This is a genomic window from Flavobacterium sp. (assembly GCF_965277525.1).
In the GTDB taxonomy this organism is placed as follows: domain Bacteria; phylum Bacteroidota; class Bacteroidia; order Flavobacteriales; family Flavobacteriaceae; genus Flavobacterium.
Genome location: NZ_CBDIDC010000005.1, coordinates 408253 through 424539 on the forward strand (window position 1 = coordinate 408253; position 16287 = coordinate 424539).

General features: G+C 35.4%; 9 protein-coding genes. 5 read left to right on the top strand and 4 right to left on the bottom strand.

The window, feature by feature from the left end:
• Positions 1–20 precede the first annotated feature (20 nt).
• Together ACQY44_RS10125 and ACQY44_RS10130 are read right to left on the bottom strand one after the other, a co-directional pair.
• Entirely contained in the window at positions 21–5696 is a 5676-nt protein-coding gene (locus ACQY44_RS10125) for an alpha-2-macroglobulin family protein (RefSeq protein WP_428230239.1), read from the bottom strand.
• A gap of 306 nt (positions 5697–6002) precedes the next feature.
• Positions 6003–6446, bottom strand: a complete 444-nt coding sequence (locus ACQY44_RS10130) for a nucleoside deaminase (RefSeq protein ID WP_428230240.1) — start codon at positions 6444–6446, stop codon at positions 6003–6005.
• Between the two features lie 118 nt (positions 6447–6564).
• Here ACQY44_RS10130 and ACQY44_RS10135 point away from each other — a divergent pair, with 118 nt between their 5' ends.
• From ACQY44_RS10135 to ACQY44_RS10145, 3 genes are read left to right on the top strand one after another with little or no spacing between them, the layout of a single operon-like run.
• A complete protein-coding gene (locus tag ACQY44_RS10135; protein WP_428230241.1) occupies positions 6565–7506 on the top strand; it encodes an energy transducer TonB in 942 nt (313 codons plus the stop codon).
• Between the two features lie 39 nt (positions 7507–7545).
• Entirely contained in the window at positions 7546–9333 is a 1788-nt protein-coding gene (locus ACQY44_RS10140; protein WP_428230242.1) for a 1-deoxy-D-xylulose-5-phosphate synthase, read from the top strand.
• 34 nt (positions 9334–9367) lie between these two features.
• Positions 9368–10369 (top strand): DUF3078 domain-containing protein, encoded by a 1002-nt coding sequence (locus ACQY44_RS10145; RefSeq protein WP_428230243.1) that lies wholly within the window; start codon positions 9368–9370, stop codon positions 10367–10369.
• A gap of 92 nt (positions 10370–10461) precedes the next feature.
• On the opposite strand, the gene ACQY44_RS10150 is transcribed toward ACQY44_RS10145, so the two are convergent.
• Positions 10462–11808 carry a deoxyguanosinetriphosphate triphosphohydrolase gene (locus ACQY44_RS10150; protein WP_428230244.1) on the bottom strand — a complete coding sequence of 449 codons (1347 nt, stop codon included), beginning with the start codon at positions 11806–11808 and terminating at the stop codon, positions 10462–10464.
• A 222-nt stretch (positions 11809–12030) separates the two neighbouring features.
• Complete coding sequence (locus ACQY44_RS10155) at positions 12031–12492, bottom strand: Lrp/AsnC family transcriptional regulator (RefSeq protein ID WP_089477889.1); 462 nt, start codon at positions 12490–12492, stop codon at positions 12031–12033.
• 158 nt (positions 12493–12650) lie between these two features.
• On the opposite strand from ACQY44_RS10155, the gene metE reads away from it, so the two are divergent.
• Entirely contained in the window at positions 12651–14972 is a 2322-nt protein-coding gene (gene metE / locus ACQY44_RS10160; RefSeq protein ID WP_428230245.1) for a 5-methyltetrahydropteroyltriglutamate--homocysteine S-methyltransferase, read from the top strand.
• Between the two features lie 769 nt (positions 14973–15741).
• The gene (locus ACQY44_RS10165) at positions 15742–16167 is read left to right on the top strand and encodes a helix-turn-helix domain-containing protein (RefSeq protein WP_428230246.1); all 426 of its coding nucleotides are present in this window, start codon (positions 15742–15744) and stop codon (positions 16165–16167) included.
• Positions 16168–16287: the final 120 nt, after the last annotated feature.

Below are 16287 nucleotides of genomic sequence, written 5' to 3' on the forward strand. Positions count from 1 at the left end.
ACCTGTTAGGATACGTAAATTTATTTCACCACCTCAACCCAGAATCCTTTAGTTCTTGCCAGGAATGTATTGTCATACATCGCTTCGCATTGTAATCCAGGTAAGTAATAATTACCAAGATACGAGGCGTTTAGCAAAATTCGGAAGACTTTTGTTTCTCTTGCTTTTATTCCAAAATAGAAATTTGTTCTGTCGTCGCGGATATCAATATAATCTGCAATATTATTTGTAGCATCGCCATAATCCGTAAAACGGGTATTGACAATTTCAAATCCCGAAGGCAGAATTTGCGATAAGGCTACGTTTTGAACACTTTCATTTCGTTGGTTTTTAATCGTAACCTCAGCAATAAACTCGGTTCCCTGACTAATTTTCGAAACGTTGATAACGCTGCCTTTTCTATTTTTGAAAACAATAGCTGCCGAAACATCACTCTGAATGACATTTTCTTGCCCAATAGGTAATATTCCGGTATTTAAAACGCGAACATAGATGGTGTTGTTTTTGTTATTTTTTAGTGTAACGCTATTAGCACCTGTCTGAACAACCAGACTTCTGTCTGCCATTGTTTTTTGAGTACTTATAGTTTCACCTTTTCCGTTTTTATTAAACTGAATATTGATTCCTTTTGGACCATTATTAATGGCAAATTTCGACATCGCATACAAACAATAAGCAGTCGTTTGCGTACTCATCCATTCGTTATTAGACATTTCTTTGGCTAATTTTGAGGCCATTGCAAATGCTTTTTGTTTTTGTCCTAAAAGCAACATCGTTTCTAAAGCCATGGCTCTGTTTCTTTCGCTTGAACCATAATAGTAATAATTATAACCATCTGATTCATTATCAATACTAGTTCGTAACAATAGGTTTTGTCCGGCTGATTTTTGTCCTGCCAGAACATAAGCAGCAGCCAGACGAAGCTTGCTTTCGTTCGAAATGCCTTTTGTTTCGCGTAATCTGTTCATTGAAGATAAATCTGCATTCCCGGCTAAAGCCAATGTATATAATCTGTAAGCCTGAGCCAGATCATTACCATATTTCGGTTCAAAACGCCATTGTTTCGCTTCTTTTTGCTGATACGAAATCCATTTTGATTTGAAGTTAATGGGTAAAACATATCCTTTTTTCTCTGCTTCAATTAAGAAATGTCCGGCGTACGAACTTCCCCAATCATCTGCAACGGTGTTTCCTTGCCAATATGACAATCCTCCGTTTGACAATTGAAAACTTCCTAATCTGGTAATTCCGGCAGTGATATTTTTCTGAATAAGCCCTTTTCTGGTTGCATCCAAATCAACCACATCATTCAGGAACAATTGCGGAAAGACAGACGAAGTGGTTTGTTCGACACATCCATGCGGATATTGAATAAGAAACTGCAATCTTCCATTCAGGTTGATTGTCGGCATTGACGAAACTTCTAATCTCGCTTTATTAGTTCCCGCAACTCCAAAAGTCTTCCACGAAATGGTTTTGGTACTGTTTGGAGGTAATATAACATCAGTAAAAGTACTGGTAACCGGATTTGGGTTCGTCATATCAATCTCGACATCATAGACTGATTTTTCACTTCCTGAAGTAGCAATCACCTGAACCTTTGCAATTCCGGTGGCAGAACCTACTACTAAATTAAAATAAGCCATTTTTTCGTCAGGCTGTGCAAAATTCAATCTTTGAGTTGCGCTTCCCATTACTTTTAACCCGGCACTTGTTTTGATCTGAATCGACACGTTTTTAATCTTACTTTCGGTTGCAAAAACCGTTACCGGAATCGTCACTTTCTCTGAAGGTGAAATTTTTCTTGGCAACGAAGCCAATACCATCAACGGACTACGAACAGGAGTTGCTTTTTCTACACTTCCGTAGGCACTTGTATTCGCATCACCCGCAACCACCATAGTTCGGACAGAACCAATGTATTTTGGTAATTTTAACTGATGTGATTTTGTTTCTCCTTTTTCTAATTTAAATGGTCCGTAATACAACACAACAGGTTTAAAACGATTGGCTTTTTTAGCTTTTCCGCCACCTAAATCCTGATCTCCTCCAATACTGAAAATCTGATTTATTTTTCCGCCATACGCTCCAATTACATCATCATAAATATCCCAGGTTTTCACGCCCAAAGCTTCACGGACATAAAAACTATCCCAGGCATTTGGTGTTTTAAAACGGGTTAAATCCAGTAAACCTTCATCCACAACCGCAATAGTATAGGTCATTTCTTTACCTGTTTTCTCCCCTACTTTTACTGTAAATATCTGTTCTGGCTTTAAAACATCAGGCATAGAAAGTGTAGGTGCGAGAATCGTATTTTTATCGACAACTTCGATAGGTACAATACCGTACATACGAATAGGCGAATCGTTTTTAGTCGATGCATGCGGTTGTAACAATGTAATATTAAAATACACATTTGGAGCCATGGCTGCCGTTATCGGAACTTCTACTTTCGTTTCTCCTTTTTGCGTTTTTGCCCAAATGGTCTGTACTACTTTTGATCCGTTTTCGATCGAAATTAAAGCACGTCTGCCTTCACTTGAAGGGAAAGATATCTGAGCTTTTTCTCCCACTGCATAGTTCTTCTTATCTGTAGAAAACACTAACATATTGGCTGTCGAAGCATCTCTGTTACGTGTTTTACCCGACCAGATTGGCCAGTCAATATTTACGGTTAAGGCAGTTGCATGCCCATCGGTTCCGTCAGAAACACGAATTAAGTAACGTCCCCATTCTTCATCTGTCAAAGAAAGCTGAATATATCCTTTTCCGCTCGCATCAGTATTAACTACATATGTTTTGTATGAAGTTGTGGCATTCGAAGAATTATAATTCGATAAATTATCACTCGAAGCATCCCACCACCAGCGCCATTCTACTTTAAATACTTTTACCTCAAGATTTCTAACAGATTTTGGTCTTCCGTTTTCATCTACAGTAACGATATCAAAACGGTTGTTTGTTCTCGTTTCAAGCATTCCGTATTTATTAGGTTCCGGAGATTTTATACCCACATATGTGTTATAAGGCGAATAAGTTGTCGAAATTACATCTGTACTAAAATCTCCTCCTTCTTCGTATACTTTTGTAATGAATGAAGCGCGAAGCATTCCCGGAGCCTGACCTTGTAATTTAGGTTCAATATTTACTGTTGCTTTTCCGTTTTCGTTTAATTTTCCGGAGAAAACATTGATTTCTTCTGTACTAAATTTTCTTACCAGATCATCAAAAGCGAATTTCTCATACCCTTTAAAAGTTGTGGTTTGTTGCGAAAACTTAGCCTGCATTTCTACATTCAGGTTTTTTGCAATTGCGCCATGAAGCCATGTAACCTCAAGATTACTGGTGTTTGGATAAGAGGATGAAAGTGTTTTTCTTGAGAAATTATTCTTTATTTTTAAACGATTTGGTTTGATGGTTTCAATTTTAATGCTTTTATAAAATTTAGCACCACCAACACTTATCATGGCTTCCCAATTTCCTGTTGGAGCATCTGCGCTTGTAGGAACTATAAACGAATAATGATTTAGTTCATTCGTTTTCTGAATCGTCTGATAAGTCGTTTTTCCGTTCGGATCATTCAGTCTGAATTTAATCGGATGTGATTTAGGAAGTTTATTCGCAGCATCATTTAAGATGAATGACAAATACAAATTATCTCCCGGACGCCAAACGCCACGTTCTCCGTAAATAAATCCTTTTAGACCTTTTTGTAGAGTCTCACCGGCAACATCAAAATTACTTACTGATAACGAAAGTCCATCATCCAGTTTTACGTAAGTCGACTGATTTCCTAAAGTAACAATGGCAAAATAAGCGAATTTATCCAGCTGGAAAGAAGCAATTCCTTCACTACTTGTAGCTCCTGTTGTTATTTTTTGCTGTTGATAGGTATACAGATCTACTCTCGCATTTGAAACCGGTTCTGTCGTAACAATATTGTTTACGGCAAATACATACGATTTATTCTCGCCTCTTTTAGCAATAACACCTAAATCTGTCGCTAAAATATTGGTTGCAATTCTGGCATTATAATAGTACGAACCTGAACACGGATCCTGGCTTTCCCTCCACTCATAATCATCATAGTAATAATCGTCATAAGAGTTTCCGCTGTAGTTTACATCATTCTCCTCAACATCTTCTTCCTCTTCATCATTTTGATCGTCTTCAGATGTCTCGCATTTGTATAAAGAATATTTCTTTTTATAAACAAATTCGACTCTATAGATTGCACCCGGTTCCGGTGTAATTATTTTAGATAAATCTAAAGCAAACGTGTTCCATCTGGTAGGATTTATTAAGCTACTTTCATTTAATTTCAGGGTTGTTTTAGCAATGGGTTGTGCTACTTTTTTAAGATTCTGACTTCCGTTTAATTCATTGTATTGAAGAAACTGAAGAATATTATTTTTGTAAATCTTATACACTTTTACATCAACCGCACTTAAATTTACAGCTTCGAAATTCAATTTCAGATTGTTTGAACTTGGCAGAATGGTTCCGTTTTTAATAAAACGAACACTTGGTTTTATTTGGTCAAAAGTAATTTTCCCGGTATAATTCGAGTCCATTTTTTTTCCGTACTGGCTTTCGATTCCTTCAAAAACCTCCAAAAGTAATTCTCCTGTTATAACAGGTTCAGGTTCTTCGTCAGGAACAACCTCGACTGCATCGCTTGAAGCAGAATCTACCGCAACAGTGGCGGAATCTACTGCAACTGCCGCAGAGTCAACCGTAACATATGCCGGTTCCTGTACCACAACCGGAGCAGGGGTTTCTTTTTTAGCCTCAGCTTCGTTTGTAAAGTAAACTTTTAATACATTTCCCTGAGTCGAAAATTTTAAGTTATTAGTGTTCTGAATTGAAACCAATCCTTTAAAATCCTGTCCTTTTTCTAAAGGTTCCGAAAAATTAATCAAAACCGACTGATTGCTTCCTTCCGGAACATCGACTTTTACGATTTTAAATTCATTAATGCTGGTAATCGCATAATCTAATTGACCTTTCTGGTCGATATCAAAATCATTTCCGTCATACTTAATCTCAAGATTTGTCGCTTCATCATAACGCTGAATACTATCAATGATAAAATTGAATTCTTTACCTGTGCCCGATTTTTTTTCGAATTTAATTTTAAGATTATCCCCTTTTTGATTTGCCGAAACTAATTTTTGAGCCGTTTCAATATCAATATTATCTGCGGTTTTCAGCACACAATTTAAATATTGGTATTGTTTACTATACGACTGAATATCTGCTGTATTAATTGTAAAATCCTGCTTGATTGTTTTTACCGTGAAGTTAAATTTCGAAAGTGTCGCCTCTTTCTCTTTCGGGATTGTAATTAGTTTATCCAGGTTTAAAGTAACCTGATATTCTGTTCCGGGTTTTAATTTTTTCTCCGGAATAAAAGCAACGGTATTGCTGGAAAGCGCTACCACTTTTCCGTCGATACTTGGCGAGATATCCAGTAAATCGCTGTCTAAAACCTGATTGGCTTTCCATTCTTTTTTATCGAAAGCCAAAACTACGCGAATATCAGAATCAGAAGAAACGATTCCGCCCGTAAAACTGGTTATATACTCTTTAAATAATGAAAAATCTGAATTAAAATCTGCAGCTGATTTTCGACCACAGGATTGAAAAATAAAAAACACAAAAAACACGAGACTTAATCCTTTTACTTTCACTTTTATTTAGAGTTATAAGGTTACAAATTAAAATTGACAGAACGTTTTTAACCACTTCGGGTTAAATGCATAACTAAGGGTTTGTCAATTATATTGTAGTAAATATAAAGTATTTTTCTAAATATTTTAAGAGGAAAATTCAGTACGTACTATTATTTAAAATTGAGGGCGATTTCTTAAATAATTAGTATGATATTTAGTTTTATAAGAAGCTATTTCCAGCTATCCGCTTGTATCTTTTCCTTGCTAAAGAAGCCAGAAAAAGGATACCACTTCTATCTGGGCCAGGGAATTCGTTTTCATACATTACTTCCTTCTTTCCACAAAAAACCGCTTCATTAAATCAGCCGCTTCATTTGCCATAACTCCAGAAACTACGGTAGTTTTAGGATGCAATTTTGTTCCCATAGTTATAAAACCACGTTGTTCGTCGCGGGCGCCAAAAACAATTTTCGAAATCTGACTCCAATACAAAGCTCCTGCACACATCTGGCAAGGTTCGAGGGTAACGTAAAGGGTACAATCTTTCAAATATTTTCCGCCCAGAAAGTTTGCTGCAGCGGTTATCGATTGCATTTCGGCATGAGCCGTAACATCATTCAGTAATTCGGTTAAATTATGGCTGCTTGCAATTACTCTATCAGCCACAACAATAATGGCACCAACAGGAATTTCGCCTTTTTCAAAAGCTATTTCAGCTTCCTGCAAAGCTTTTTTCATGAAGTATTCGTCGGTGAAAGGGTTTATCATAATTGCAAAAATAAGGTTTTACTATTTATTTTTTATTACATTTATTTTTTGATATTTATAAATGGAAAGAAAACACAAAATAACGATTCCGGAACCTTGTCATGAAAACTGGGACAAAATGACGCCTAAAGATAATGGTCGTTTTTGTCTGAGTTGTTCTAAAACCGTTGTCGATTTTACAACTATGTTACCGGATGAAGTTCAGCATTTTTTTGTTCAAAATCAAAATACCAATATTTGCGGAAGATTTAAGAAATCTCAGTTAGATACGATAACCATTCAAATTCCAAGTCAGGTTTTATATACACAAAGGCATTATCACAAAATGTTTTTACTGGCATTGTTTATTGCTATGGGAACAACTTTATTTAGTTGTGCTGATAAAGACGGTAACAAACAAAAAATTGATAAAGTAGAAGTTGTTGAAGATCATACTCCAACAGAACATATTTCTGTTGGTGATATAAAAATCAGTAATTCAAACGGCATTCTTTTACCGCCTCCACCTCCACCAAAAACAGATCAGGTTAAATTTGTGAAGTCAATTATAAATGATCATTCAAGAACTTCAAAATCAAAAAGAAAAAAGAAAATAGCGGACAATAAAAAAATTAAATTCGTCCCACCTGTTCCTACAAATTGCACAGAGATTAATCCTGACAAATCTTTATCAAAAAGAAGCGATAAAAATAAAATAGCTAAAGATTCTATTGTAGAAAATGAAGTTTATTATATGGGAGCAGCAATAGAAACAAAGCCCAGCTATCCAAATGGAATTGATAATTTTTATCAATTATTTATAAAAGAATTTAAACGCCCGGAAGAAACTAAAGATTTAAGAGATCGAATTATGGTTTCCTTTGTGATAGAAAAAGATGGCTCACTTTCAACTTTTGATTTTTCAGAAAATACAGACTCAAAAATAAAAACCGAAATAATGCGTGCTTTAAAAAAATTACCTAATTGGACACCAGGTACACAAAATGGCAAAAAAACTAGAACAAAATATAGTATGCCAATAGCATTTGAAAAAGACGCTACTGAAAATTCAAAGCAATAAGTTTAAATTTAAAACCGTAAATTTGCTTTTTACCATACAATGAAAAGCAACTTACTTTCCAGCATAGATAATCCTACCGATTTACGCTTATTAACCGAAGCGCAACTCCCTAAGGTTGCACAAGAATTACGCGATTTTATTATTGATGTTGTTTCTGTCAAAGAAGGACATTTGGGCGCTAGTCTTGGTGTTATTGAACTGACAATTGCACTGCATTATGTTTTTAATACTCCGGATGATTTATTGGTTTGGGATGTCGGACATCAGGCGTACGGACATAAAATTCTAACAGAAAGAAGAGCAATTTTTCATACCAACAGACAAATCGATGGCATCTCCGGTTTCCCTAAAAGAAGCGAAAGCATTTACGATACTTTTGGCGTTGGGCATTCCTCTACTTCTATTTCGGCAGCGCTTGGAATGGCAATTGCGTCTCAGCTAAAAGGCGATTTCGACAAACAGCATATTGCCGTAATTGGTGATGCTTCAATTGCCTCCGGAATGGCTTTTGAAGGTTTAAATCATGCCGGAGTTACGGATGCCAACTTATTGGTTATTCTAAATGACAATGCTATCGGAATTGACCCTAGTGTGGGTGCTCTCAAAAAATATCTTACTGCCGTAAAAGAAGGAAAAAATCCGAAGAAGAACAACATGATTAAGTCATTGAACTTCGATTATTCGGGACCAATTGATGGTCATGATCTTCCAACATTAATCAAAGAATTAAACCGCTTAAAAAATATAAAAGGCCCAAAATTCCTTCATATTGTAACCACAAAAGGCAAAGGCCTGCAACAAGCCGAAGAAAATCAGGTAAAATACCATGCGCCTGGAAAATTTGATGCTTCGACCGGGGAAATTATTTTAAAATCAGAAGAAAATTTACCTCCAAAATATCAGGATGTTTTTGGTTTAACTATTTTGGATTTAGCTAAAAAGAACGATAAAATAATAGGAATTACTCCGGCAATGCCATCCGGCAGTTCTTTAAAATTTATGATGGATGAAATTCCGGAGCGTGCTTTTGATGTTGGGATTGCTGAACAGCATGCTGTAACGCTTGCAGCAGGAATGGTAACACAAGGTATGATCGTTTATTGTACCATATATTCGACTTTCCTGCAACGCGCCTACGATCAGGTTATTCATGATGTGGCTTTACAAAACCTGCCCGTTATTTTTTGTATAGATCGCGCAGGCTTGGTTGGCGAAGATGGCGCAACACACCATGGCGTTTTTGATATTGCTTATTTACGGGCAATTCCAAACATAATTATTTATGCCCCCATCAATGAAATTGCATTACAAAATATTTTATATACGGCTCAACTAGGGCTAAATCATCCAATCGCAATTCGATATCCGAGAGGTCGGGGTGTTTTAACCAATTGGGAAGTAGCAAATTTCGGACATTATGAAAAAATTATTACAGGACAGGCTAGCCTCTTAAAATCCGGAACAAAAACAGCTGTTTTATCTACCGGAACAATTGGAAATAATGTCATTTTAGCAATCAGGGAATGCCACAATCCAGAGGCAATTGCCCACTACGACTTCCCTTTCATTAAGCCGTTGGATACCAAATTACTAAACCACATATTCTCTCATTTCGACAACATCATAACTATCGAAGACGGCACTATAAATGGCGGTTTTGGAAGTGCTGTTTTAGAGTTTGCGGCAGCAAATAACTTTAAGAATAAAGTGCGAATTTTAGGTATTCCTGACACATTTATTGAACAAGGAACTGTAAGTCAGCTACAACAATTGTGCAATATTGACGTTAAAAGTTTGGTAAATCTTTTTTCAAACGATACAAAATAATTATTTTGCACTATAAAAAAAAACTAAAATCATAATGAAATTATTGCGTTCTACCCTTTTGCTCCTACTGCTTTTGTGTACCTCACATAACTTTGCTCAAATCATACAAACCACTTTAGCCCCAAACGAATTACCTCCGCCACCTTCTAACTGGAGTAAAAAAAATCAATTGGGATTTGATATTTCCGAAATTGCTTTTGTCAATTGGAGTGCGGGGGGAACAAGTTCTATTTCTGGCTTGTTTAAAGGCGAATTTAACAGAACGTATGTAAAAGGAAATCATAAATGGGTAAACGAACTGATTGTAAAATATGGTTTAAATAAACAAGACGGTACTGAACTAAGAAAGACAGATGACGCACTTATGGTGAATTCTACTTATGGATTCAGAAAAGACACAATCTCAAATTGGTATTATTCGGCTAAATTTAATTTCAATACTCAATTTACGGATGGATATAACTATCCAAACAGAGATATTGCGATTTCTAAACCTTTCGCACCAGCGTATGTGTTTTTAGGAGCCGGAGCTGAAAACTCAAACAAAAAGAAAAACAGAACATTTTACTTCTCACCTATTACGTTAAAAACAACTTTAGTTTTAGATCAGGCATTAGCGAACCAAGGATCTTTTGGTGTTAAAAAAGCTATTTATGCTCCTGATCCTATGGATCCTAACAATCAGATTTTAATAGAAAACGGTCAGAAAGTAAAAGCTGAATTTGGTATTTTATTGACCGGATATATGAAAAATGAAATTTACAAAAACGTTTTCTACGAGAACAGACTCAGTTTATATACAGATTACCTGAACAAATTCGGAAATGTCGATGTTGATTATGACACCCGCTTAGATTTGGTGGTTAATGCGTACGTAAAAGCAAATATTGGTGTTCACCTCGTTTATGATGATGATATCAAAACCAAAATAGATGTAGTTGACCCTACTACAGGATCTACTTCTCAGGTAAACAACGGACCAAGAGCCCAGCTAAGACAAGTTCTGGGTGTAGGACTCGTATATGCTTTTCAATAAAGAAAGTGATACTATAGCATAAAAACAGGCCCCATGGAAAACATTGTTTTCTATGGGGCCTGTTTTATTTAGATCAGCTCAATAAGAGTGATTTAATTCTTTTTTCTTCCGTTTATCGTTTCGAATAATTCTAACGCATTTCCGTCTGTTAGCAAAGAAACATAATGACAAATGTGCAATAATCGCTCGTATAAGTTCTCTTTCTCCAGATGATGTTTTTCCGGTAACATTTTCAAAATCAATTTATCGTAGTTTGAAGCTGTTCCTTCGTATGTATTATTAAAAGCAGTTATAAATTTATCTAATAAAGTCTGGATGATTTGATACCCTACAATCTCTTTCTCGATAACTTCACGACTTTGGTAAATTTTCTCAACGCTTAGATTGATAATATCCTTCATCTGTGCTTTGTACTTGCTTTTATCTGTTAAAGCAAAGGGAAATTTTCCGGCCAGGATTGCTTCTTCATTTTCAACAAAAACATTTACAGCATCGTTGATTAAAGTTCCTATGGCCAAAGCACGTAAATAACTAATTCGGTCTTCTTTAGTCGTTAAAGTCTTATATTTTGCTACTCCAATATTGTCTTTTACCAATTTTATTAAATATTCTAAAGCATAATCTTCTGATACTAATCCTAAATTTATTCCGTCTTCAAAATCGATAATGGTGTAGCAAATATCATCTGCCGCCTCTACCAAATACGCTAATGGATGTCTTTCAAAACCAATGTCATTACCCTCTTTATTGGCAATCATTCCCATATCTTTAGCTACTTCTTCAAAAAAGGCTTTATCCGTCTGAAAGAAACCGTATTTTTTGTCCGCAATATCATTGGTTGGTCTTTTTGGTAAACTCTCTTTAGGATATTTCATAAAAGCACCTAAAGTAGCGTATGAAATTCGCAGTCCGCCTTCGATTCCCGGACGACTTGCCGTAAGAACTGAAAAACCGTTTGCATTACCCTCAAAATCAATCAAATCCTGCCATTGTTTTGGAGTTAACTTATCTTTATATTTTAATCCGTTTCCAATCGAGAAATACTCTCCAATCGCTTTTTCACCGGAATGTCCAAAAGGTGGGTTACCAATGTCGTGAGCCAAAGATGCCGCAGCGACAATAGCACCAAAATCATTCATATGATAACCGTGAATTTCTTTTAGATGAGGATATTTCTCAATGATTTTTTTTCCAACCAAACGTCCTAAAGAACGTCCTACAACTGATACTTCTAAACTATGTGTTAATCGGGTATGTACAAAATCTGTTTTAGAAAGCGGAATTACCTGTGTCTTATCCTGTAAAGATCGAAATGCTGCTGAAAAGATAATCCTGTCATAATCTACCTCAAAACCCAATCGGGTATCATCTTGTTCTACACGTAATCTTTTGCTAGTATCGCCTTGGCGTTTTAAAGATAAAAGTTGTTCCCAGTTCATTTAATTTTAGATTTCAGATTGTTGATTTAGATTTAAGGAAGGCCAAAAATACGTTTAATTTTACGATAATATTGAATAAAAATATGCCACGGATTAATTTGATTTAAAAGATTGAATCTTTTGTTCGCCAAGAATTTCACAAATTTTCATGAATTAATTTAAGCGCAATAATTAGTGAATACCAATAGCTATCGGAAGTGGTAAAATATTATTTTACTTTTATTAAAACTCTAACGCGGTACTGTGTTTAATTTCCCCCATCACAAAAATACTGTTTGTATTTCCGATGTTTTCTATAGTTGATAATTTATTCATGACAAAATCCTGATAACTTGCCATGTCCTGAACGAGGATTTTAAGCATAAAGTCATAATCTCCGGCAATGTTATAACACTCTATAATTTCAGGAAGTGCTACAATATCTTTTACAAAATTGCTACCCACATTTTTTGCGTGTTCTTTTAGGCGAACATTACAAAAAACGATCATGCCCCGATTCATCTTTTTCTTGTCCAGCAATGCCACATATTTTGTAATATATCCGTCTCTTTCCAGTCTTTTTATACGTTCATAAACTGGTGTAACGGTGAGGAATAATTTACTTGCAAGGTCTTTTGTATTAATATTAGAGTTCTCCTGAAGATATTTTAATATCAATAAATCAGTTTTATCGAGGTTTTCCATAGTGTTTTTTACGGCTAAAGTTCTTTTTAAAAGCTTTTATCAGTAATATAATCTTCAAAAAATACATTTTTGAATACTATTTACTTAAATAATAACCAAATATAAGTTATAAAACCTAAAACAATAAATTTGTTCAGTAAAAAATACTGAAAATAAAAATGAAAACAAATAATTTAGGTTACCCAAGAATTGGTAGCAACAGAGAATTAAAAAAAGCCTGTGAATTGTATTGGGCAGGAAAAATTTCCGTTGATGAATTAGTTCAGACGGGAAAAGAAATTCGTCGCAGAAACTGGCATTTACAAGCTGAAGCCGGAGTCGATTTAATTCCGTCTAATGATTTTTCATTTTATGACCAGGTACTTGACCTGACTTTGACTGTAGGAGCGATTCCGGCACGATACCAAGAACTGTCAAAAACAAACTCTGCTATAGATTTGTATTTTGCAATGGCGAGAGGCGCTCAAAAAGACGGTCAGGATGTTGTAGCAATGGAAATGACAAAATGGTTCGATACCAACTACCATTATATTGTTCCTGAATTTACGAAGAACCAAAAATTCGAATTGTTTTCAGAAAAAATAATCAATGAATTCAAAGAAGCAAATACTTTAAAAATAGCTACAAAACCAGTTTTAATCGGCCCAATATCTTATTTGCTTTTAGGAAAAGAAAAAGAAGAAGGTTTTCACCGAATTGATCTTATCGATAAATTACTGCCTGTTTATTTCGAAATTTTCGAAAAACTACAAGCTGAAAAAGTACAGTATATTCAGTTAGACGAGCCTTTTTTAGCGTTGAATTTAACCGACAAAGAGCGTAATACTTTCACGAAAGTGTACAACCAAATCAACGAGCGTTTCCCGAATATCAAAATCGTCCTGGCGAATTATTTTGATTGTTTTGGAGAAAATCTTGAAACAGCATTGGCTTTGCCGGTTGATACTTTCCATTTAGATTTAGTACGTTGTCCTTCTCAATTAGATGATATTTTAGAATCCGGACAATTGGCAGCCAACGTAAACCTTTCTTTGGGGGTTGTTGACGGGAGAAATATCTGGAAAAATGATTTCAAAAATTCTTTGGCACTCATTAAAAAAGCAACTGATACTTTAGGAGAAAACCGAATTTTAGTGGCTCCGTCCTGTTCTTTAATTCACAGTCCGTGCGATTTAGACTTAGAAACAAATGACGAAACACTTACTCCGGAAATTAAACAATGGCTGGCTTTTGCCAAACAAAAAATCAACGAAGTTGTGGTATTAAAACAACTGGCTTCTAATGAAACAATTGAGAAAAACTCAGTTGCTTTTGAAAGAAACAAAATTGCAAACGAAAATCGTAAAACCTCAACATTAATTCATAATAGTGAAGTTAAAGCGCGTGTTGCCGGAATTACAGCTACAGATGATAAACGTAAAAATACTTTTGCTACGAGAAGAAAGAGTCAGATCGAAGCTTTAAACCTGCCATTGTTCCCTACCACCACAATTGGATCTTTTCCTCAAACAGCTGAAGTGAGAAGCTGGAGAGCGAAATTTAAAAAAGGAGAGCTAACTACTGAACAATACAACGAACTAATCGAGAAAGAAACCGAAGCTACAATTCGTTTTCAGGAAGAAACCGGAATCGATGTTCTGGTTCACGGAGAATTCGAACGTAACGATATGGTCGAATATTTTGGGGAACAACTGGCAGGATTTACGTTTACCAAAAACGGCTGGGTGCAAAGTTATGGTAGCCGTTGCGTGAAACCTCCGGTTATTTACGGCGATGTTTCGAGACCCAACCCAATGACGGTAAAATGGTCTAAATATGCGCAATCTTTGACCTCTAAATGGGTAAAAGGAATGCTTACCGGACCGGTTACTATTTTGCAATGGTCATTTGTTCGTAACGATCAGCCGCGTTCTGAGACTTGTACGCAGATTGCTTTGGCGATTCGTGATGAAGTGGTAGACTTAGAGAAAGCGGGAATCAAAATCATTCAGATCGATGAACCAGCCATTCGCGAAGGATTACCATTACGAAAAGAGGAATGGGCTAACTATCTGGATTGGGCTGTAAAAGCATTTAGAATTTCTGCAAGCGGTGTAAACGATGATACACAAATTCACACACACATGTGCTACAGCGAATTCAATGATATCATTCAGAATATTGCTGATATGGATGCTGATGTTATCACCATCGAATGCTCACGTTCTCAAATGGAACTTTTAGATGCTTTTGCCAACTTCAAATATCCAAACGAAATTGGCCCTGGGGTTTATGACATTCACTCGCCACGTGTGCCTTCAAGTGCTGAAATGGTGAGATTGTTAGAAAAAGCTTCAGCCGTAATTCCTGTTGATCAATTATGGGTTAATCCTGATTGCGGTTTAAAAACACGTCATTGGGATGAGACCAAAAAAGCTTTGATCGAGATGGTTGCCGCTGCTCAGGAAATGAGAGCTGCTGTAGAAAACCCTGTGACTTAATCATTTTTATTATAAATATTTTTGTTTTTTAGTGCCAGCTGGTGGAGTCGGAATTCTTGTAGTTATGAATTTTTCCGACTTCACTTTTGTTGGCATTTTTGCGTTTCGTTTTTTTTGAAGCAGAAAAATTCAGTTTTCAAGACACCTTTTGTCCCGCTATCCGCTCTATCTGTTATGGCGAACCCCGCCACAACAGGATACCGCTTCTATCGGGGCTAAGCGAGAAGTTTTAGTTTTCAAAAGACTTAAAAAAAGCAGATTCCCATCTAACCAAATCACGTTAACAGAACAGAATATTAAAAATCTGTAATAAATATTTGCCTGATTTCACCTAAAAGTTCAAATTCATCTATCGGAAACATTTCTATCACCATTTCTAAAATAAGAGTTACATTAATAGCCTGACTTTTATTTGTCTCTATTTTATGCGCATCCTGATCCAGTCAAAACACACATTTTTAAAAGATTAGTAACTACCAATCTCATAATAATCGAGTTTTTTTATTTGAACCACCTATACTTCTGATTTGTCATTAACCGGTTTTAAAGTATTAAAAATGCGAAGTGATTAATTTTTTAAGATACTCTAATTGTTTGATTTCATTGATTTCCATAATTGTAATATTTTTTTATCATAAGTAAAATCGTATTTTTGTTTAACGAGCCGAAAGTAACAATACAGTGAATTATTTTTATATGTATCTTACGCTTGTAATGTGTTTTATACATTTCACTAAAATTTTATGGCGATAATTATTATCTTTGAACTATGAGTACTTTAACAAAACCAAATCATATAGGGCGAAAAATTAGCCGTATTCGTGAACTGAAAGACATGAAACAAGAAGCCTTAGCACAAGCTTTAGGTACAAACCAACAAGCTATATCTACTATGGAAAATAGCGAAACTATAGACGAAGAAAAACTTGTAGAGGTTGCAAAAGCTCTTGGTGTAAGTGTAGAGGCAATTAAAAACTTTTCAGAAGAAAATATGATTAACTACTTTAATACTTTCACCGAAAATGATTTCAGTAATAGTCAAGGTGCCAATTTTGGAAACAATAATGCATGTACATTCAATCCTCTTGATAAATTAGTTGAATCTTACGACGAAAACAAAAAGTTGTACGAACGTTTGTTGCAAGCTGAAAAAGATAAGATTGAATATTTAGAAAATTTACTAAAAGCGAAATAACTTTTATAAGATATACATTAGGTAAAAAAAGAGACTCGAGTCTCTTTTTTTATTTTATGGAAATTGTGTTAATCACTAAAACACGGTATTGCATATTACATAGCTAATATGTATATGCTT

What these genes read in the sequence shown, in the direction of transcription:
- metE (WP_428230245.1), top strand. Translation starts at nt 12,651, where the DNA reads ATGAAAACAAATAATTTAGGTTACCCAAGAATTGGTAGCAACAGAGAA.
- ACQY44_RS10155 (WP_089477889.1), bottom strand. Translation starts at nt 12,492, where the DNA reads ATGGAAAACCTCGATAAAACTGATTTATTGATATTAAAATATCTTCAG.
- ACQY44_RS10130 (WP_428230240.1), bottom strand. Translation starts at nt 6,446, where the DNA reads ATGATAAACCCTTTCACCGACGAATACTTCATGAAAAAAGCTTTGCAG.
- ACQY44_RS10165 (WP_428230246.1), top strand. Translation starts at nt 15,742, where the DNA reads ATGAGTACTTTAACAAAACCAAATCATATAGGGCGAAAAATTAGCCGT.
- ACQY44_RS10135 (WP_428230241.1), top strand. Translation starts at nt 6,565, where the DNA reads ATGACGCCTAAAGATAATGGTCGTTTTTGTCTGAGTTGTTCTAAAACC.
- ACQY44_RS10145 (WP_428230243.1), top strand. Translation starts at nt 9,368, where the DNA reads ATGAAATTATTGCGTTCTACCCTTTTGCTCCTACTGCTTTTGTGTACC.
- ACQY44_RS10140 (WP_428230242.1), top strand. Translation starts at nt 7,546, where the DNA reads ATGAAAAGCAACTTACTTTCCAGCATAGATAATCCTACCGATTTACGC.
- ACQY44_RS10150 (WP_428230244.1), bottom strand. Translation starts at nt 11,808, where the DNA reads ATGAACTGGGAACAACTTTTATCTTTAAAACGCCAAGGCGATACTAGC.